Genomic DNA, 19,118 nt, shown 5'->3' with positions numbered 1-19,118 from the left:
AGGGTGGACAGGAGGCGCTATCGTCCCCAATCGTGCGGAGCGTAAGAAGGTGCTCGCGGACCGGGTGCACGAACCCGGCCGTTGCGACGCTGACCTACGCCTACGCCGACTCCACCGCGGTCGTCGGGCCGCTGGCCACCTATTCCGAGCCGCACAGCTACGACCTGTGTGAACAGCACGCGATGCGGCTCACCGCCCCCCGTGGGTGGGAGGTCGTCCGGCACGAGGGCGAGTTCGCCGTTCCCCAACCTACGGTGGACGACCTGACCGCGCTGGCCGAGGCGGTGCGTGAGGCAGGCCGGGCGGACCGCCCGATCGAGGCGACCGAGCCCGCGTACGGCAGTGGCCGACGCGGCCATCTCCGCGTGCTCCCAGACCCTCTCGAGGACTAGCAGGTCGTGTCCGCTCGATCGCGCCAGCGATAGCCGCGCCGGTTCGGTCGCTGGCGGCGCGGCCGGAACGCCCGAATACGCCCGGTATGAGGCCATCCCGGCCGCACCGCCAGCGACCGAACCGATCACGACTCTCGCCGACGCGATCGAGCGGACACGACCTAGGGACAACCGCAGAGTCGCCGCCGGTAGGCTTCGGGGCAGCTGTCCAAGTGAGCCGAAGTCAGGAGAAGGCGTGCGAGACCTGTCCGGCATCGTCAAGGCCTACGACGTCCGCGGGTTGGTGGGAGAACAGCTCGACACCGACGTGGTGCGCGACCTCGGTGCGGCCTTCGCCCGGCTTGTCGGTGGTCCAGCCGTGGTCATCGGGCACGACATGCGCGAGTCCTCACCCGGCTTCGCCGGCGCCTTCGCCGAGGGGGTCACCGCCCAGGGCGTCGACGCCGTCTCCATCGGCCTGGCCAGCACGGACATGCTCTACTTCGCCTCCGGCAAGCTGAACCTGCCCGGCGCGATGTTCACCGCCAGCCACAACCCGGCCCAGTACAACGGCATCAAGCTCTGCCGCGCGGGCGCCGCGCCAGTGGGCCAGGACAGCGGGCTCACCGAGATCCGCGAGATGGTCGAGCAGGGCGTGCCCGAGTTCCTCGGCGCCCGCGGCTCGGTCTCCGAGCGCGACCTGCTCACCGACTACGCCGCCTATCTGCGCGGCCTGGTCGACCTCACCGGCATCCGGCCGCTGAAGATCGCGGTGGACGCGGGCAACGGCATGGGCGGCTACACCGTGCCCGAGGTGTTCAAGGGCCTGCCCATCGAGGTCGTGCCGATGTACTTCGAGCTCGACGGCAACTTCCCCAACCACGAGGCCAACCCGCTGGACCCGAAGAACATCGTGGACCTGCAGGCCAAGGTGCGCGAGATCGGCGCGGACGCGGGCATCGCCTTCGACGGCGACGCCGACCGCTGCTTCGTGGTCGACGCCAACGGCGACCCGGTCTCGCCGAGCGCGATCACCGCGCTGGTCGCCGTGCGCGAGCTGGCCAAGGAGCCGGGCGGCACGATCATCCACAACCTGATCACCTCCAAGGGCGTGCCGGAGATCGTCGCCGAGCACGGCGGCAAGCCGGTGCGCACCAGGGTCGGGCACTCCTTCATCAAGCAGACCATGGCCGAGACCGGCGCCATCTTCGGCGGCGAGCACTCCGCGCACTACTACTTCCGGGACTTCTGGCGGGCCGACACCGGCATGCTGGCCGCCATGCACGTGCTGGCCGCGCTCGGCGAGCAGGACAAGTCGCTGGCCGAGATCACCAGGGACTTCGCCCGCTACGCCGCCTCCGGTGAGATCAACTCCACCGTGCACGACCAGGCGGACCGTCTGGCCGCGATCAAGGCGGCCTTCGGCGGCAGGGACGGGGTGACGTTGGACGAGCTGGACGGGCTCACCATCGAGCTGCCGGACGGCTCCTGGTTCAACCTGCGCGCCTCCAACACCGAGCCGCTGCTGCGACTGAACATCGAGGCCAAGGACGCCGAGGCCGTCGCCGCGCTGCGCGACGAGGTCCTGGCGATCGTCCGGGCCTGAGGAGGGAAACAGAGGTGAGCACCGTGTCCATGCAGCTCGACCCGGATCTGCTGGAGATCCTGGCCTGCCCGTGCCCCGTGCACGGCAAGCTGACCCCCGGCACGCCCGATGACGCCGAGGCCGACTACCTGACCTGCACCGCCTGCGCCCGCCGGTTCCCGGTGCGCGACGGCATCCCGGTGCTGCTGCTCGACGAAGCCGAGGGTGGCCCCGCCACCGACGGGCCGTCCGCCGCAGGGTGACCCTGGTGCTCGACGACGTCCTGCTCGACGACCCGGCCCGGCTCGCCGAGGCCGACACCGGAGGGCTGTTACGGGCGGCCGCCTCGGCGGGCGCCCAGATGCGCTCGACCATCGAGGCCGCGCAGGAGTTCGGCCTCGACCGGCTCGCCGAAGACCGTCCCCGCGCGCTGGTGCTGCTCACCAGGCCCGGTGTCGGCCCGGCGGCCGCGGCGCTGCTGGCCGCGCTGCTCGGCCCGGCCTGCCCGGTGCCGGTGGTGGTCACCGACGTGGTGCCCACCTGGATCGGCGCGCTGGACATGATCATCGCGCACGCCGACGACCCCGGTGACCCGGTGCTCGCCGAGTCCATCGACCGCGCCGCCCGCCGCGGCGCGCGGATCGTGCTCACCGCGCCCGCGGAGGGCCCGGTGGCCGCCGCGGCCGCCGGACAGGCCCTGCTGCTGCCGCCACGGGTGCACGTGCCGCACGGCCTGGGCTTCGCCCGCGCGCTGGCCGCCGGGCTGCTCACGGTCACCAAGCTCGGCCTGCTGCGCACCGACGTCGGCCTGATCGCCGACGAGCTGGACCGGGAGGCCGAACGCGACCACCCGATGCACGAGTCCTTCGTCAACCCGGCCAAGGCGCTCGCGCTGCGGCTGGCCGACCGGACCCCGCTGCTGTGGGGGCTCGACCACGTCGCCACCGCGGTGGCCGCGCACGCCGCGCAGTCACTGGCCACCTTCGCCGGGGTGGTCTCCGACGTGGCCGGCTACCCGCAGGCCGTGCTCCGGCCCGCGCTGCACCGCGCGGCCGTGCAGGGCAGCTCCGGCCACGACCTGTTCGCCGACCCGGACGACCTGTCCACCGGGCCGACCCCGCGGGTGCTGCTGCTCGCGGTCCGCCGCGGCCCGATCGCCGATGCCACCCGCCGCGCCGCCGAGGACACCCTCCCCGGCGCCGACCTGGTGGCCCCGGCCGAGGAGGTCACCGGCGACGAGGCCCTGTGCGCCGCGCTGCTCGCGGTGCGCTTCGACCTGGCCGCCCTGTACCTGGGGCTGGCCGCCGGCACGCTGGGCGGGCCGGGAGTGGTGTCGCCGGTCATCGCCTGAGGCGACTGATCCGCGAGACCCGAACCCAGGAAGCGAGAAGGAACAGTGGACCTGCTGCGCAACGCGGTGCGGCCCTACGCGTGGGGCTCGCGCACCGTGATCGCGGAACTGCTCGGGCGCGAGGTCCCGGCCCCGCACCCGGAGGCCGAGCTGTGGCTGGGCGCCCACCCCGGCGACCCGTCCACGCTGCTCGGCCCGGACGGCGCGGAGACCTCGCTGCTGGCCGCGATCAACGGTGAACCGGAGTTCCACCTCGGCAAGGCTTGCGCCCGCCGCTGGGACAACCGGCTGCCGTTCCTGCTCAAGGTGCTCGCCGCCGAGGAGCCGCTGAGCATCCAGGCGCACCCCTCGGCCGCCCAGGCCGCCGAGGGCTACGCCAAGGAGGAAGCGGCGGGCATCCCCAGGGACGCGCCCAACCGCAACTACCCCGACCCGACCGCCAAGCCCGAGCTGATCTGCGCGCTCTCGGAGTTCCACGCCCTGGCCGGGTTCCGGGACGCCGACCGGACCGTGGCGCTGCTGGCCGCGCTGGACGTGCCCGAGCTGGCCGGACACGCCCAGCTGCTGGCCGCCGACCCCGGCCCGGACGGGCTGCGCGCGCTGTTCACCACCTGGATCACCCTGCCCCAGCTCGCGCTGGAAGGGCTGCTGCCGCCGCTGCTGGAGGCCTGCATCCGGCACCTGCGCGAGCACGGCGAGTTCGCCCTGGAATGCCGCACCGTGCTGGAGCTCGGCGAACGCCACCCCGGCGACGCCGGCGTGCTGGCCGCGCTGCTGATGAACCGGCTGGTGCTCCAGCCCGGCGAGGCCATCCACCTGCCCGCCGGCAACCTGCACGCCTACCTGCACGGCACCGGGATGGAGATCCTGGCCAACTCCGACAACATCCTGCGCGGCGGCCTCACCCCCAAGCACGTGGATGTGCCGGAACTGCTGCGGGTGCTGGACTTCTCCTGCGGGGACATGCCGGTGCTGCGCGGCGAGCGGGTCAGCCGCCACCTCACCGCGTACCCGACGCCCGCGCCGGAGTTCGAGCTGTCTCGGGTGGACATCCCGGCGGACGCCCCGGCCGCCGAAGAGGTGCTGCTGCCCGCCGACGGACCGCAGATCCTCATCTGCACGCAGGGGAAAGCCCTGCTCACCGCCGAGGACGGCACCCGGCTGGAGCTGCCCCGCGGCGCCTCGGCCTGGCTGGCCGCCGGTGATCCGAAGACCAGGGTGTCCAACGCGACGGACACCGATCTGCAGGTCTTCCGCGCGACCGCGGGCACGGACGGCTAGTCTCCCCTCCGGACCAGCCGGGGCAGGACAATCCGGACACGACACCACGAGGAGTTGTTGTGGCAGCAGGGGGCGGCACCAAGGCGATCGTGGCGGCATTGGTCGCCAACGCGGGAATCGCCGCCGCGAAGTTCGTCGGCTTCGCCATCACCGGCTCGTCCTCGATGCTCGCCGAGGCCGTGCACTCGGTGGCCGACACCTCCAACCAGGCGCTGCTGCTGGTCGGGCAGAAGACCGCCGCGCGCAAGCCGAGCGAGTCGCACCCGTTCGGCTACGGCCGGGACCGGTACTTCTACTCCTTCGTGGTCGCCCTGCTGCTGTTCACCCTGGGCTCGGCGTTCGCGCTCTACGAGGGCATCCACAAGCTGGAGGCCCCGGAGGCGCTGACCTCGCCGCTGGTCGCGGTGGGCATCCTGGTGGTGGCCATCGGCCTGGAGAGCTGGAGCTTCCACACCGCGATCCAGGAGTCGAAGAAGGTCAAGGGTGACGCCACCTGGTGGCAGTTCATCCGCAACGCCAAGACCCCGGAACTGCCGGTGGTGCTGCTGGAGGACCTCGGCGCGCTGGTCGGCCTTGTCCTCGCGCTCGGCGGCGTCGGCATGACCGTGCTGACCGGCGACCCGGTCTGGGACGCCATCGGCACCCTGTGCATCGGCGTGCTGCTCGGCGTGATCGCGATCACCCTGATCATCGAGACCAAGAGCCTGCTCATCGGCGAGGGCGCCAACCCGGACGTGCTCAAGGTGATCGTGGACGAGCTGGCCACCGCCACGGTGGACCACGTGATCCACATCCGCACCCAGTACATCGGCCCGGACGAGCTGCTGGTCGCGGCCAAGATCGCGTTGCAGCCCAAGCTTTCCGTGGCCGAGGTCGCCCAGGCGATCAACGACGCCGAGTCGCGGGTGCGGGCCAAGGTGCCGGAGGCCCGGCTGATCTACCTGGAGCCCGACCTGGACCACTCGGTCAAGGCAGGCGCCTGAGTTCTCCCGCCGCCGGCGGGCGTTGATTTGTGGATAACCGTCAGAAACCACAGAACGTCCGCCGGTAGGGTGAGCGCCGCCCACGACAGTGTTGTCGGGGGCGCCCCCACCGGGGCACAGGCGGGAGAACTTTTTCAGGAGGTTGGGCGTGCCAGGCAGTGGCTTGTGGCGCACTAAGGGCGTTGAGCAGTCGATCGCCGACACCGATGAGCCGGAGACCAAGCTCAGGAAGGACCTCAACGCCTGGGACCTCACGGTCTTCGGCGTCGCGGTGGTGATCGGCGCGGGCATCTTCACCCTGGCCGCGCGGACCTCAGGGGACATCGCCGGTCCCGGTGTGACGATCTCCTTCGTGCTGGCCGCCATCACCTGCGGCCTGGCCGCGCTCTGCTACGCCGAGTTCGCATCCACCGTGCCGGTGGCGGGCAGCGCGTACACCTTCTCCTACGCGACCTTCGGCGAGTTCATCGCCTGGATCCTCGGCTGGGACCTGATCCTGGAGTTCGCGCTGGCCGCGGCCGTGGTCGGCAAGGGCTGGTCCAGTTACCTGCAGAACGTGCTGGAGATCGCCGGGATCAAGGCCGCCACCACGGTCACCATCGGCGGGCTGGACTTCGACTGGGGCGCGGTGCTCGTGGTCGCCTCGCTGACCGTGCTGCTGGCCATCGGCACCAAGCTGTCCTCCAGGGTCAGCCTGGTGATCACCGCGATCAAGGTCGCGGTGGTGCTGCTGGTCATCCTGGTCGGCTTCTTCTACATCAACACCGCCAACTACACCCCGTTCATCCCGCCGGCCGCCGAGGCCGGTGGCGCCGTGGCGCACGCGGGCAGCGGGCTGGACCAGTCGCTGTTCTCGCTGATCTTCGGCGGTGCCAGCAGCACCTACGGCCTCTACGGCGTCTTCGCCGCGGCCTCCATCGTGTTCTTCGCCTTCATCGGCTTCGACATCGTGGCCACCACCGCGGAGGAGACCCGCAACCCGCAGCGCGACGTGCCGCGCGGCATCCTCGGCTCGCTGGCCGTGGTCACCGTGCTCTACATCGCGGTGTCCCTGGTGGTCACCGGCATGCGCCCGTACACCGCGCTGGCCACCAAACCCGGCCCGGACGGCAAACCGGTGCGCTCCACGCTGGCCTCGGCCTTCTCCGACGTCGGCGTCACCTGGGCGGCCAGCATCATCGCCATCGGCGCGCTGGCCGGTCTGACCACCGTGGTCATGGTGCTGCTGCTCGGCCAGAGCCGGGTGCTGTTCGCCATGTCCCGCGACGGCCTGGTCCCGCAGGGCCTGGCCAAGACCGGCAAGCACGGCACCCCGGTGCGCTCCACCCTGTTCGTCGGCGGCGTGGTCGCCATCGCGGCCGGCTTCTTCGACGCCGGGCGACTGGAAGAGATGGTCAACGTCGGCACGCTGTTCGCCTTCGCGCTGGTCTCCGCCGGCGTGCTGGTGCTGCGCAAGACCCGGCCCGACCTCAAGCGCGGCTTCCGCACCCCGTGGGTGCCGTTCGTGCCGATCGTGGCGATCATCGCCTGCCTGTGGCTGATGCTGAACCTGACCGCCCTCACCTGGGTCCGCTTCGGCGTCTGGATGCTCGCCGGCGTGGTGCTCTACTTCGCCTACGGCCAGCGCAAGTCCGTGCTCGCCCGGCGTGAGCGCGAGCGTGTGAGCGGCTAGTCCCGCAGGCCGAGGAGGTCGCCGGCGGCACACCAGTCGGCGACCTCCTCAGCCAGCTCCGCCTCGGTCCGCCCGGCCACCTGGAGCTCCAGCACCGGCAGCACCGAGCGCGCGGCCAGCTTCCGCAGCTGTTCCTGCTCGCGGACGAACACCGACAGATCGTCGTACTGCGCCGGATTCCCGGACACCTTCAACCGTTCCGCCCGCGCCGCCGGGAACGTCGCCGGCTCGCGCAGGCACAGCACCAGCCCAAAACCCAAGGGCCGCAAGCGCTCCTCGATCCAGCCGAAGTCGAACTCCCGGCCCGCCCGGTGCTGGAAGGCCGCGGTGGACAGGTGGAACCGGTCCACCAGCCACGAGTAGTAGCGCTGCAGCTCGAACATCCGCAGCCAGGTCGAGTACGTCTCCCTGGCCAGCTCCGCCTCGGACTCCTCGAAGTTGATCAGCCCGCGCCCCCACGGCCGGTTGGTGAACCCGCACCACTCCGCGGAGATCAGCGGCGAGTGGTACCGGTACTTGCGCGGCCCGACCAGGCGCGGGTGCTCGTTGAGCGCGAAGGCCAGCTCGGTCTTCCCGGTGAGCCGGGTGCCCTCCAGGATCAGCTTCGGCGCGAGCTTCGGTGGCGGCCTCATGCCAGCGCCCGCACAACCGGGTCGAACTCGATCTCGAAGGCCTTCGGGTCCGCCAGCAGCGACCGCGAGGCCAGCAGGTCCGCCGACCCGCGCTGCCAGAAGAACCGGCCCCGCACCGGCACCACGGTGATGGTCAGCCCGAACGGCCGCACCGGCCGCCCCAGCCGGTCCTCGAAGGAGTTCACGAACTCGGTGATGAACAACCCGCCGTAGCGCGGCCCGTCGTCCCCGGACCGCCGCTGCCGCTCCCACTCCCGCAACGGCTCCACCAGCTCCAGCGCCGCCGCGGTCAGCACCGGCCGGTCCCGCGCGCCGCGCCGCTGCCCGTAGAGCAGCTCATCCAGCCACGCCACCCACTCCCGCTCGGCGGCGGCCCGGTCCACCCGGTTCGCCCCGATCACCGGCACGGACGGCTCGACCAGGGGGAAGGGATCTTCGGGAGCGCTCAGCGCCAGCGCGTCCCGAACGAACAGAGCGCCACTGAGCGCACTGTCCTCGCTGATGGAGACGGTCCAGGTGGGCTGTCCGTGTTCGCGCATCACGATCCAGTGTGCCGGTAGCGTGCCGTCGTGACCAGGTAGTCCGCTGCGGTATCCGTCCCTCCAGCGTGCGATATTGACCTTGTGCAGGCCAGGTACCGCTACCGGATCGAACCCACCGGACCGCAGAAGGCGATGCTGGCTCGCACGTTCGGGTGCTGCCGGGTGGTGTTCAACGACGCGCTCCGGTGCCGCGACGCCGCCTACCAGGCAGGGGAGCAGCCGTCCCCGGCGCAGGTGCAGCGCCGGGTGATCACCGAGGCCAAGCGACGAGCGGGCCGAGCACTCGGTCGGCCCAGGTTCAAGTCACGCAAGGACCACCGCCAGTCGTGTCGGTTCACCCGCAACGGCTTCACCATCCGAGCCGATGGCAGCCGGTACCTTGCCAAGACGCGGCGCAAGATCGCCGTCCAGCACGGCAAGGTGGCGCGTGCCAGACGGGACTACCACCACAAGCAAGCTCTTCGGCTGGTCCGTGACAACCAAGCGGTCCACGTCGAGGATCTGAACATCGCGGGCATGGTCGGCAACCGGCGACTGGCCCGGGTCATCCACGATGCCGGTTGGGGGCAGTTCGTGCGCCTGCTGCACAAGAAGGCCGCGCGGTACGGGCGCGTCCTGCACCGCGTGGACCTGTGCCGCCTGCGGCGCCCGGCACGACCGCGACCACAACGCCACCTCGGGGGGCAGTCGGTGACGAAGCAGGAAGCCTCCGGGCACGTCAACATCCTTTGCCTCGACGTCGGCTCGACGTGGACCAAAGCCGCGCTGGTCGGCCCGGACGGCGCGCTGCTCGGCACCGCCCAGCACCCCACCACGCCGCCGGAGGTGCTCACCGGCATCGACGCGGTCACCGCCGAGCTGCACGCCGGCGACGCCGAGGTGCTGGCCTGCTCCTCGGCCGGTGGCGGCCTGCGGCTGGCCGTGGTCGGGCAGGAACGGCTGGTCAGCGCCGAGGCCGCCTACCGGGTCGCGCTCTCGGCCGGGGCGAAGATCGTGCACGTGGCCGCGGGCGAGCTGGACGGGGCCGGCGTCAAGGCGTTGCGGGCCAGCGCGCCCGATGTGCTGCTGCTGGTCGGCGGCACCGACGGCGGCGAGACCAGGGTCTTGGCGCACAACGCGAAGCGGGTGGCGGCCAACCGGTTGCGGGCGCCGGTGGTGCTGGCCGGGAACCGGGAGGTGCGGGCCGAGGCGACCGCGGCGCTGACCGCGGCCGGGCGGACCGTGATCGCCACTGACAACGTGCTGCCCGACGTCGGCGAGCTGGCACCGGGCCCGGCGCGGGCGGCGATCCGGGAGATGTTCCTGACCCACGTCATCGGCGGCAAGGGCCTGTCCAGAGGACCGCGGTTCCGGGGGCTGGTCCGGGCGGTCACGCCGGACGCGGTGCTGCGCGGAGTGGCCGAGCTGGCCGCGGCGCTGGCCGACTCGGACACCCCCGGCGCGGTGCTGGTGGTGGACGTGGGCGGGGCGACCACTGACGTGTACTCGGCGGTGGCGACCGTGGACGAGCTGGCCGGGCGCAGCACGGTGGAGCTGCCGCCGGACCGGCGGACCGTTGAGGGCGACCTGGGCATGCGCTGGTCCGCGCCCGGGGTGCTGGCCGAGGCGGCGGCGGAGCGGTTGATCGACGCGGCGGAGGCGGAGTCCCTTGCCGCGCGGGCGGAGTTCCGGGCCGGGGCGGTGGACTGGGTGCCAGCCGATGCGGCGGAGACCGCGGTGGACGGGCGGATCGCCGAGCTGGCCGCGGTCCTTGGGCTGCGCCGCCACCTGCGGCTGGTCGCCGGGCGGCTGGGACCGCAGGGCGTCGGGCTGCTGGTGCTCTCCGGCGGCGTGTTCCGGCACGCCGGCGCGAGGCGGATCGCCGAGATCGTGGCGAAGCTGCGGGCGGACTCCGTGCTGCGTCCGGTGCTGCGCACCGCTCGGGTGGTGGTGGACGAGCGGTACGTGCTCGCGCCCGCCGGTCTGCTGGCGGATTCCGGGCGTGCCGACGTGGCCGCCGGGCTGCTCCGCTCGGCCCTGACCTAGGTCCGAAAAGGACCGCCGGCGCGGGTTTCGGCTGCGCGGCAACGGAAACCCGAGGTAGCGGATGAAGGAACGCACACGGGGAGAAGAACCGCGCCATGACTGGATCGGCTGTTTCCGCGACGCGGGATGCTCGTCGCGACGACTTCGCTGAACTGTCCCGAACGATCCGGGAAGCGGGCCTGCTACGCAGGCGATACGGCTACTACGCGGCGCGGATCGCGGTCAACGTGCTCGCCCTCGCGGCGGCGGCGACCGTGTTCGTGCTGCTGGGCGACTCCTGGTGGCAGCTGCTCACCGCGGTGCTGCTCGCGTTCGTGTTCACCCAGTTCGCCTTCATCGGCCACGACGCGGGGCACCGGCAGATCTTCCGTTCCCGGCGCGGCAACGACATCGTCGGCTATACCCACGGTGTCATCACCGGGATCAGCTACGAGTGGTGGGTCGGCAAGCACAACCGGCACCACGCCAACCCCAACCACGAGGACGAGGACCCCGACATCGAGATCCCCGCGCTCGCCTTCAGCCGGGAGCAGGCCGGTGGCAAACGTGGCCTGGAGCGCTGGATAACCAAGTACCAGGCGTTCCTGTTCTTCCCCTTGCTGCTGACCGAGGCGGTGCTGCTGCGGATCGCGAGCGTGCAGGCCGTGCTGCGCCGGGAGGTCAGAGCCACCTGGCTGGAGGCGGCGCTGCTGGCCGCGCACATCGTGGGCTACCTGGGCGCGGTGTTCCTCGTGCTGTCCCCGCTCAAGGCGGTGCTGTTCATCGTGGTGCACCAGGGCCTGATGGGCGTGTACCTCGGCTGTTCGTTCGCCCCCAACCACAAGGGCATGCCGATCGTGGCCAAGGGCGAGCAGCTGGACTACCTGCGCAAGCAGGTGCTCACCGCCCGCGACATCTCCGGCGGGCGGTGGGTCGACCTCCTGCTGGGCGGCCTGAACCACCAGATCGAACACCACCTCTTCCCCAGCATGCCGCGCCCCAACCTGCGGCGGGCGCGGGAACTCGTGCGCGCGTTCTGCCACCGGCGCGGCATCCCCTACAGCGAATGCGGCATCCTCGCCTCCTACGCCGAGGTGCTGCGCCACCTGCACGCCGTCGGCGAGCCCCTGCGCCGCCCGGCCCACGCACCCGGCTGACCGGCGCGGCCCCTTACGGCTTCTCCAGCCCGGCGGCGATGCTCACCGCGCGGTCCCACTCCGGATCCGGCTGGTACTGCACGTGTCCCAGCACGCCAGGCGCCCAGCGGCGGAACGGGAACGGGCCGCGCATCGGGTCCGGCAGCCAGTGGTCGCCGCCGAGCACCAGCGCGCCGTGCGGGCCGACCGTGGCCGCGGGCAGCGGGCCGGTGGAGCCGTCGGCGCGGAAGCCCACACCCAGCATCATCCCGTCGTAGACCTGCCTGGCCCAGGTGGTCACCGCGCCGCCCAGCGGGTCGGTGCCCCGGCACAGCGAGCGCCACCGCCCGCCCAGCTGCCCGTTGAGGGCCGCCAGTGAGGAGAACGGCACCACCGCGGGGAACGCCCTCGGGTACGCCCACTGCAACTGCGAGCCCGCGGTGACCAGGCCGATCCGCTCCCGGTCGTAGTCCGACACCGAGTCCAGCAGCCGGGACACCGCGACCGCGGCCAGCAGGCTGCCCTGGCTGTGCCCGACCAGCACCACCCGGTTGCCCGGTTCCTTCAGGTGCTCCTCGGCGCGGGCCACCAGCTCCGGCACCACCTTCATCGCGTAGCACGGCGGCACCGTCGGATGCGCCTCGCGCGGCCAGAACGCGGCCAGATCCGCCAGCACGCCAACCTGTTTCGCCCGTTCCGGGTGCCGCGCGGCCAGCCACACCAGGTACAGCAGCCCGCCGCCGAGCACGCCGAGCGCGACCACGCCGGCCCCGGACAGCGGGGCCAGCCCGGTGGGCAGCGGCGCGCCCAGCGCCTGCATGGTCACCGAGGCCGCCGCGCCGAGGCCGAGCAGTCCGGCGAAGCAGATCAGCAGGTGGTGCGCGTGCCTGCGCTGCCACTCCGCCCGCCGCCAGGCCCGCGCCGCGCGCAGCTCGTCCTTGGGCCGGTCCTTGTGCAGCAGGGCCACCTCCGGCGGGACGTAGCTGCCGCGCCGCACCCGCAGCCGCCGCAGCAGCACCACCGGCGCGCACAGCACCACCACGGTCACCGCGACCCCGGCGGCGGTGCCCCACACCAGCGTCACCCAGCGGTAGCCCGAGGGCAGCTCCAGCTGCACCGGGGTGAGCAGCTGCTCGAAGGTGATCGCGATCCCGGCGCCGAACCCGCCGCCCAGCAACCCAGCCAGCCCCAGCACCGGCGCGGCCATCCAGCCACCGGCCCACGGCCGCAGGTTCCTCGGCAGCTTGCGCCAGGTCGGCCGGGCCAGCAGCGCGGCCGGGATCAGCAGCAGCCCGAACAGCACGCAGCACAGGCCAAGTCCGACCGCGATGCCCTGCACGGTGCCGTCGGAGGCGGGCAGCGGCCCGGACAGCTCCGGCGTGTACGCCGCCGCCGCGCCCAGCAGCACCAGCGAGGCCAGCACCAGCATCCGTCGCGGCGCCGGGGCCAGCGCGGCCCGCAGCCAGCGTCCGGCCCGGTCCGGGTGGCTGCCGCCGGGGTCGTCGAGCAGCAGCACGCCCAGCGCGCACAGCCCGAGGATCAGCACCGTGGTGCCCCACAGGGCGGCCAGGTCCGCCCGAAGGGGGCCCGCCGGACCGCCCAGCAGCAGCCAGGCCACGGTGGCCGGCGCGGCCGCGGTGTGCAGGCCGCGCAGCGCGGGGGTGTCCGGATCGGCGGTGACCCCGGCCCCCGGCAGGTTCGACATGGCGTGCCCTGGCGGGTCCGCGGTGTGCGGCACGGCGAGCTCCCAGTCCACCCCGGAGACCCGGAACAGCACCGCGATCGCGACCAGCACCGGCAGCAGCCCGGAGATCATCCGCAGGGTGGCGGAGTCGCGCAGCCAGGCAGGCGTCAGCCCGCCGGCGCACTCCAGCGCGGGGGAGAGGCACTGCGCCGCGACCAGGTCCACCGAGACCACCGCGAGCTGCCCGATGAACAGCATGGTCAGCCCCAGCGCGGCCACCCGCAGCAGTGCCCGCAGCAGCACACCCAGCACCTTGGCCAGCCGCGACCCCGGCGGCACCGGCGGCAGCATCCAGTGCGCCACGTTGGCCAGGGTGAACGGGAACAGCAGCGCCCAGGTGGCCTTGGCCACACCGCCGGAGGTCATCGCGCCCCACACGTAGCCCTCGATCACCCTGGCGATCGGCCGCCCGCCCAGCGACAGCGAGGGCCCGGCCACCGGCCGCTCCATCCGGTCCGCGGGCCGCACCACCCGGCCAAGCCCGTCCCCTGCCACGTCGACCGCGCTGGCAGAGCCGGTCACCGACTCCGGGGTCGCGCCGAGCACCCCCGGCACGCGCAGCTCGACGACACGGGTGTCGGGACCGGGAAGAAGCACAGTTGTCTCCGAACCATTTTGGTCTTGCGTGTTTCAGGTCACACCAGGGCCGGTGAAATCCAGCCGAGGGGTCATCTTCGGACATCCAGCTGTTGAATTACGTCATATGCCGTTCCCGGCGTGGCTGGTTGTAGGGTGGCCAGCGGATTCCCAAGACTTGGATGGAGCCGGTTCATGACCGCCGAAAGGCTGCAGACCCTTAATGGCATCGACTTCGCGGTAGCCGATCTTTCGCTGGCCGAGTTCGGCCGCAAGGAGATCCGTCTGGCCGAGCACGAGATGCCGGGCCTGATGGCGCTGCGCCGTGAGTACGCGGAGGTCTACCCGCTGCGTGGCGCGCGGATCGCCGGCTCGCTGCACATGACCGTGCAGACCGCGGTGCTCATCGAGACCCTGGTGTCGCTGGGTGCGGAGGTGCGCTGGGTCTCCTGCAACATCTTCTCCACCCAGGACCACGCCGCGGCCGCGGTCGTCGTCGGCCCGCACGGCACCGAGGAGGAGCCCAAGGGCGTCCCGGTGTTCGCGTGGAAGGGCGAGACCCTGGAGGAGTACTGGTGGTGCACCCGCCAGCTCTTCGACTTCGCCGACGGCCAGGGCCCGAACATGATCCTGGACGACGGCGGCGACGCCACCATGCTGGTGCACAAGGGCACCGAGTTCGAGAAGAACGGCGTGGTGCCCAACACCGAGGCCGACGACCCCGAGGAGTGGCAGGTCTTCCTCGAGCTGCTGCGGCAGTCCCTCAAGGAGTCCGACAACCGCTGGACCAAGATCGGTGAGGGCATCCTCGGCGTCACCGAGGAGACCACCACCGGCGTGCTGCGCCTGTACCAGCTGGCCGAAGCGGGTCAGCTGCTCTTCCCCGCGATCAACGTCAACGACTCGGTCACCAAGTCGAAGTTCGACAACCGCTACGGCTGCCGCCACTCGCTGATCGACGGCCTCAACCGGGCCACCGACGTGCTCATCGGCGGCAAGGTCGCGCTCGTCGCGGGCTACGGCGACGTCGGCAAGGGCTGCGCGGAGTCCCTCCGCGGCCAGGGCGCCCGGGTGATCGTGGCCGAGATCGACCCGATCTGCGGCCTGCAGGCGGCCATGGACGGCTACCAGGTCGGCACCATCGACAAGCTGGTCGACCAGGCGGACATCATCATCACCGCCACCGGCAACAAGGACGTGCTGCTCGTCGAGCACATGGCCCGGATGAAGCACCAGGCGATCGTGGCGAACATCGGCCACTTCGACAACGAGATCGACATGGCCGGGCTGCAGCGCTACCCGGGCATCCACCGCACCAACATCAAGCCGCAGGTCGACGAGTGGCGCTTCCCCTCCGGCCGCACGGTCATCGTGCTCTCCGAGGGCCGCCTGATGAACCTGGGCAACGCCACCGGCCACCCGAGCTTCGTCATGTCGAACTCCTTCTCCAACCAGGTGATCGCGCAGATCGAGCTGTTCACCAAGAACGAGGAGTACGACAAGGAGGTCTTCCGCCTGCCGAAGGCACTGGACGAGAAGGTCGCCAAGATCCACCTCGAGGCCCTCGGCGGCGAGCTGACCAAGCTCACCAAGGAGCAGGCCGAGTACATCAACGTGGACGTCGAGGGCCCGTACAAGCTGGACCACTACCGCTACTGATCCTGCCGGTCAGTTCGGGTTTTTCGCGGCGGGCTCGTCCTTCAGGGCGGGCCCGCCGCCGTTTGTCAGCGCCAGTCCACCGCGATCCCGGCCAGTCCCGGCCCGGCGTCGGCGAAGAACGCGCTCACCCTGGCATCGGCGCACACCAGCTCCTCCGACTCCGCCGGCACCGCGTCCTCCCTGGCCAGCACCCGGCGCACACAGCGGGCGGGCAGCGCCTTGCGGTGGAAGCCCAGCTGCAGCAGGTACGCGCCGCAGTGCGTGCGCAGCATCCGGTGGTAGCCGGGCGACTCCGCCCCGGTCCCGTCCAGCACCGAGTACTCGAAGACGTGCGTCTCGCCCTCGGCCAGCCGCCGGTCGAACAGCAGCTCGATGGCCAGCGCGCCCGGCCCACCGTCCCGCCAGCGGACCCGGCCGATCCGGCAGCCCTCCTCGGCCCGCACGGTCACCTTCGTCATGTCCGCGCCGTCATCGCCGTGATATACCGCCAGATACCGGTACGGCCCCGGCTGCACCGCCCTGACCACCAGTTGTGACCGCACACTGCGCTGCACCCGGTCCTGGCCGAAGGCCACCACCTCGTGCACCATCCGGACCCGCATCGCGGTGTTGCACCGGTGCACCTCCGGCGCGGCGTCCAGCTCCTCCAACAGGTCCGCGGTGATCTTGCCGACCTCCACCAGGTCGGCGAAGGAGGTCAGCTTCTCCCGGTCCGCGCCCGGTGGCCGGTGCTGCGGGCCGAGCAGCACCACCAGTGAGTCCGAGGGCAGCCGGAGCACCGTCTCCAGCGCGCGCACCGTGGGCAGCGAGCCGGGCACCTCGGGGTGGCGCAGGCCGCGCTGCCAGTAGCTCAGGGTGGACTGGCCGGTGCTGATGCCCAGGCGGCGCAGGTGCGCGGTGAGCCGGGCCAGGGACAGGCCGCGGCAGCTGATGGACTCGCGCAGGGCGCGGTGGAACGGGCCGTAGCGGAGCGCGTCGGCGAGACCCTCTGGGACGTCGGAGACCATGCCACGCACCTTCCGCCCGCGATTTTCACGCCCTGTGAACGGGCTGTGAACGTTCACGCTAGCCACTCGACCGAGTGTGATCCAACCGTAAACACGCCAGGTCAGGCTAGCCGTTCCCTCGTTCGCGCTACATCGTCCACCCCGGAACGGTCCTGCCCCGTCGGCCAGACCAACCTCCGTCGGTTGTCGCCCAACCGTTTGCGCCCGACTCTTCCGCAACCACCGCCCGAGCTGCCCGCGCCAACCCTGCGGCGTGCGGTCACCGGGTGGACCGGCGAGAGGAGAAGACCACCGTGTCACGGAGGTCCGAACTGCGCAGAGCCGTGGCCGGGATGGCCGCGGTGCTGGCCAGCTGGCTGCTCGTCCCCGTCCCAGGAGCGTTCGCCGCTCCGGCCACCATCGAACAGGCAGCGCACACCCAGAGCGCCGCGGCCCTGCCTGCCGCGTACCGGGTCAACATCACCATGCAGGCCCAGGAAAAAACCAACTGGTGCTGGGCGGCCGCGGGCAACACCATCGCGGCCTGGCACGGCGTCAGCGTCAGCCAGAACCACTTCTGCGCGCTGGCCAAGAACCGCGCCACCAGCTCCGCCTGCCCCAACGACCAGGCCCATCTCGGCGAGGCGCAGAACGCGCTGCGCAAGCTGAACTTCACCAACCCGGGCCAGTACCTGAGCAACACGCTCAGCTACGCCGCCATCCAGCAGCAGACCGCGGCCAACCAGCCCATCGAGACCCGGATCGGCTGGCAGTCCGGCGGTGGCCACATGCACGTGCTCTACGGCTACGACACCACCAAGAGCTGGGTCTACTGGGGCGACCCGTGGCAGTCCAGCAACCGCTACAACTGGGCCACCTACAACTACTACCGCAACAACTCGAGCTTCACCTGGACGCACACGCTGACCGGGATCAGGAGGTGAGCGCGATGCGCGGGATCACCAGGACGCTCGTGACCGCGGCACTGGGCGCGGGACTGCTGCTGGCCAACGGCTGGGGCGCCAGCGCGGCGCCGGCGGCGAATGAGCCCTCGGCCCAGGACCTGGCCGCGGCGGCCCAGGTCGCGGCGGACCCGTCCACGCGGGCCACCCTCGGCAAGTTCTTCCAGGCCGACCCGTCCGGCTCCTCCACCGGCGGCGCGCCCGGCCTGGACGCCGAGATCGCGGTCGCCCCGCAGCCGGTGCCGGTCTACCAGCTGGCCAAGGACTTCGTCGCGGGCAAGAGCACCGCGCCGGGCTCGCTGGCCTACGTCGCGGTGCCCGCCACCGGCGCGGGTGGCGCGAGCGCGACGCTGTGGACGGTGCGCGACGAGCGCGGCGCCTGGCAGGTCGGCAACATCGCCTCCGGCGACCGCGAGCGCCAGCTCGCCGCCAAGCTGCCGCAGGGCGCGTACCTGTTGCAGGAACCGCAGATCGACGCCTGGTACGCGGTGCACGGGGACACCGTCCGCCGCCTTGACGGCGACGGCGCGACCGTCTCCGTGGCCGACTACCAGCGCGCCGTCGCCGCCAAGTACGGCGACAAGCAGGCCGGCTCGAACTACGCCCAGCGCGGCAACGCCGGTGGTTACGGCTACGCCGCCCCTGCGGACGAGGGCAGCTCCCTGCCGCTGGTCCTCGTACTGCTGGGCTCCCTGCTGGTGATCGGGTTCGGCTCGGTGTTCCTGCGCCGCAGCGCGTAGGAGCACCGGAGCCCCGTGGGGCGGGCGTTGCCCGGAAGCCCCCGCCCCACGGGACTCACCCCTTCGTCGGGTTAGATGACGACGTGGGTCGACTGGTGGTCATCGAGGGTCTGGACGGCGCGGGCAAGCGAACGCTCGCCGACACGCTCACCGCGGAACTACGCCAGCGCGGCAAGACCGTCGCCCGGCGCGCTTTCCCCCGCTACGGCGAGGACGTGCACGCCGACCTGGTCCGCGACGCCCTGCAAGGGCGGCTTGGGGACACCGTGGATTCGGTCTACGCGATGGCGGTGCTATACGCGCTGGATCGCCGGGGGGCCGCCGACTCGCTGCGGGCTGACCTGGCCACGCATGACGTGGTGCTGCTGGATCGGTACGTCGCCTCCAACGCCGCTTACTGCGCTGCTCGGCTGCACCAGGACGCGCATGGCGAGTTCGTTGGCTGGGCTTATGACCTGGAGATCCGGCGGTTCGGGGTGCCGGTGCCGGATCTGCATCTGTTGTTGCAGGTGCCGGTGGAAGTTGCGGCTGCGCGGGCGGTGCAGCGGGAGGCGGTTGAGGCTGACCGGGCTCGTGACTCGTATGAGACGGATGCGGGGTTGCAGGCTCGGTGCGCGAAGGTTTACCAACAGCTGGCGGCTGAGCACTGGCTGGCGGACTGGCATGTGGTTGACGGGGTGGGGTCGGTGGACATCGCGGAGCTGGGTGCTCGCGTGCTGTGACATTGGCGCGCTCCGCGCGCGGGATTTATTCGCTCCTTAGTCGTGCGTTCGTGACCCCGGCACACGCGAAGCAAGCTTCGGATCGACCCGCAGCTGGTGCTGCTGGCCGGTGAGACGGCGCAGGCCGGTGGCGAGGAGTTCAGCGCCATGGTCGCGGCCGAGCTGCACCAGC

At 71.7% G+C, this 19,118-nt stretch carries 17 protein-coding genes; 13 read left to right on the top strand and 4 right to left on the bottom strand.

Annotated features, from left to right (window positions below; all coding sequences use genetic code 11):
* The first annotated feature begins 32 nt into the window (after positions 1–32).
* The 7 genes from ACWDY5_RS39160 to ACWDY5_RS39130 all read left to right on the top strand — a co-directional run bounded on the left by ACWDY5_RS39160 (position 33) and on the right by ACWDY5_RS39130 (position 7,243).
* Positions 33–392, top strand: coding sequence for a DUF3499 domain-containing protein (locus tag ACWDY5_RS39160; RefSeq protein WP_449727190.1), 360 nt, complete (start codon positions 33–35; stop codon positions 390–392).
* A 235-nt stretch (positions 393–627) separates the two neighbouring features.
* Positions 628–1,977 carry a phosphomannomutase/phosphoglucomutase gene (locus ACWDY5_RS39155; RefSeq protein WP_449727189.1) on the top strand — a complete coding sequence of 450 codons (1,350 nt, stop codon included), beginning with the start codon at positions 628–630 and terminating at the stop codon, positions 1,975–1,977.
* A gap of 23 nt (positions 1,978–2,000) precedes the next feature.
* Positions 2,001–2,219 carry a Trm112 family protein gene (locus tag ACWDY5_RS39150; RefSeq protein WP_449727199.1) on the top strand — a complete coding sequence of 73 codons (219 nt, stop codon included), beginning with the start codon at positions 2,001–2,003 and terminating at the stop codon, positions 2,217–2,219.
* A gap of 5 nt (positions 2,220–2,224) precedes the next feature.
* A complete protein-coding gene (locus ACWDY5_RS39145) occupies positions 2,225–3,307 on the top strand; it encodes a hypothetical protein (protein ID WP_449727188.1) in 1,083 nt (360 codons plus the stop codon).
* A 45-nt stretch (positions 3,308–3,352) separates the two neighbouring features.
* Positions 3,353–4,588, top strand: a complete 1,236-nt coding sequence (gene manA / locus ACWDY5_RS39140; protein WP_449727187.1) for a mannose-6-phosphate isomerase, class I — start codon at positions 3,353–3,355, stop codon at positions 4,586–4,588.
* Between the two features lie 59 nt (positions 4,589–4,647).
* Complete coding sequence (locus tag ACWDY5_RS39135) at positions 4,648–5,571, top strand: cation diffusion facilitator family transporter (protein WP_449727186.1); 924 nt, start codon at positions 4,648–4,650, stop codon at positions 5,569–5,571.
* A 148-nt stretch (positions 5,572–5,719) separates the two neighbouring features.
* A complete protein-coding gene (locus ACWDY5_RS39130) occupies positions 5,720–7,243 on the top strand; it encodes an amino acid permease (protein WP_449727185.1) in 1,524 nt (507 codons plus the stop codon).
* On the opposite strand, the gene ACWDY5_RS39125 is transcribed toward ACWDY5_RS39130, so the two are convergent.
* Both ACWDY5_RS39125 and ACWDY5_RS39120 read right to left on the bottom strand, forming a co-directional pair.
* Positions 7,240–7,875: a hypothetical protein gene (locus ACWDY5_RS39125; protein WP_449727184.1), complete on the bottom strand. Its 636-nt coding sequence runs from the start codon at positions 7,873–7,875 to the stop codon at positions 7,240–7,242. The two genes, ACWDY5_RS39130 and ACWDY5_RS39125, sit on opposite strands and share 4 nt — an antisense overlap.
* Complete coding sequence (locus ACWDY5_RS39120) at positions 7,872–8,414, bottom strand: hypothetical protein (RefSeq protein ID WP_449727183.1); 543 nt, start codon at positions 8,412–8,414, stop codon at positions 7,872–7,874. Before ACWDY5_RS39120 ends, ACWDY5_RS39125 begins: the two co-directional genes overlap by 4 nt.
* An 84-nt stretch (positions 8,415–8,498) precedes the next feature.
* Between ACWDY5_RS39120 and ACWDY5_RS39115 the strand changes: the two genes are divergently transcribed.
* Both ACWDY5_RS39115 and ACWDY5_RS39110 read left to right on the top strand, forming a co-directional pair.
* The gene (locus ACWDY5_RS39115; RefSeq protein WP_449727182.1) at positions 8,499–10,442 is read left to right on the top strand and encodes a glutamate mutase L; all 1,944 of its coding nucleotides are present in this window, start codon (positions 8,499–8,501) and stop codon (positions 10,440–10,442) included.
* Between the two features lie 95 nt (positions 10,443–10,537).
* Entirely contained in the window at positions 10,538–11,578 is a 1,041-nt protein-coding gene (locus ACWDY5_RS39110) for a fatty acid desaturase family protein (protein ID WP_449727181.1), read from the top strand.
* 13 nt (positions 11,579–11,591) lie between these two features.
* Here the strand turns inward: ACWDY5_RS39110 and ACWDY5_RS39105 are convergent, their stop codons facing one another.
* Positions 11,592–13,898, bottom strand: a complete 2,307-nt coding sequence (locus ACWDY5_RS39105) for a hypothetical protein (protein WP_449727180.1) — start codon at positions 13,896–13,898, stop codon at positions 11,592–11,594.
* A 174-nt stretch (positions 13,899–14,072) separates the two neighbouring features.
* Between ACWDY5_RS39105 and ahcY the strand changes: the two genes are divergently transcribed.
* Positions 14,073–15,536, top strand: a complete 1,464-nt coding sequence (gene ahcY, locus ACWDY5_RS39100; protein ID WP_449727179.1) for an adenosylhomocysteinase — start codon at positions 14,073–14,075, stop codon at positions 15,534–15,536.
* A 65-nt stretch (positions 15,537–15,601) separates the two neighbouring features.
* Here the strand turns inward: ahcY and ACWDY5_RS39095 are convergent, their stop codons facing one another.
* Complete coding sequence (locus ACWDY5_RS39095; RefSeq protein ID WP_449727178.1) at positions 15,602–16,543, bottom strand: helix-turn-helix domain-containing protein; 942 nt, start codon at positions 16,541–16,543, stop codon at positions 15,602–15,604.
* A 332-nt stretch (positions 16,544–16,875) separates the two neighbouring features.
* Here ACWDY5_RS39095 and ACWDY5_RS39090 point away from each other — a divergent pair, with 332 nt between their 5' ends.
* The 3 genes from ACWDY5_RS39090 to ACWDY5_RS39080 all read left to right on the top strand — a co-directional run bounded on the left by ACWDY5_RS39090 (position 16,876) and on the right by ACWDY5_RS39080 (position 18,946).
* Positions 16,876–17,466, top strand: coding sequence for a papain-like cysteine protease family protein (locus ACWDY5_RS39090; protein ID WP_449727198.1), 591 nt, complete (start codon positions 16,876–16,878; stop codon positions 17,464–17,466).
* A 5-nt stretch (positions 17,467–17,471) separates the two neighbouring features.
* On the top strand, positions 17,472–18,224 hold the full coding sequence (locus tag ACWDY5_RS39085; protein WP_449727177.1) for a hypothetical protein: 753 nt from the start codon (positions 17,472–17,474) through the stop codon (positions 18,222–18,224).
* 83 nt (positions 18,225–18,307) lie between these two features.
* On the top strand, positions 18,308–18,946 hold the full coding sequence (locus ACWDY5_RS39080) for a dTMP kinase (RefSeq protein WP_449727176.1): 639 nt from the start codon (positions 18,308–18,310) through the stop codon (positions 18,944–18,946).
* Positions 18,947–19,118 lie beyond the last annotated feature (172 nt).

It is taken from the genome of Crossiella sp. NPDC003009, from assembly GCF_053591555.1.
The sequence above is the reverse complement of the archived record's forward strand: the minus strand, read 5'-3'. Positions and strand labels throughout refer to the sequence as shown.

Coding starts and splice junctions, on each gene's coding strand:
- ACWDY5_RS39120 (WP_449727183.1), bottom strand. CDS start 8,414: ATGCGCGAACACGGACAGCCCACCTGGACCGTCTCCATCAGCGAGGAC.
- ACWDY5_RS39125 (WP_449727184.1), bottom strand. CDS start 7,875: ATGAGGCCGCCACCGAAGCTCGCGCCGAAGCTGATCCTGGAGGGCACC.
- ahcY (WP_449727179.1), top strand. CDS start 14,073: ATGACCGCCGAAAGGCTGCAGACCCTTAATGGCATCGACTTCGCGGTA.
- ACWDY5_RS39090 (WP_449727198.1), top strand. CDS start 16,876: ATGGCCGCGGTGCTGGCCAGCTGGCTGCTCGTCCCCGTCCCAGGAGCG.
- ACWDY5_RS39110 (WP_449727181.1), top strand. CDS start 10,538: ATGACTGGATCGGCTGTTTCCGCGACGCGGGATGCTCGTCGCGACGAC.
- ACWDY5_RS39085 (WP_449727177.1), top strand. CDS start 17,472: ATGCGCGGGATCACCAGGACGCTCGTGACCGCGGCACTGGGCGCGGGA.
- ACWDY5_RS39095 (WP_449727178.1), bottom strand. CDS start 16,543: ATGGTCTCCGACGTCCCAGAGGGTCTCGCCGACGCGCTCCGCTACGGC.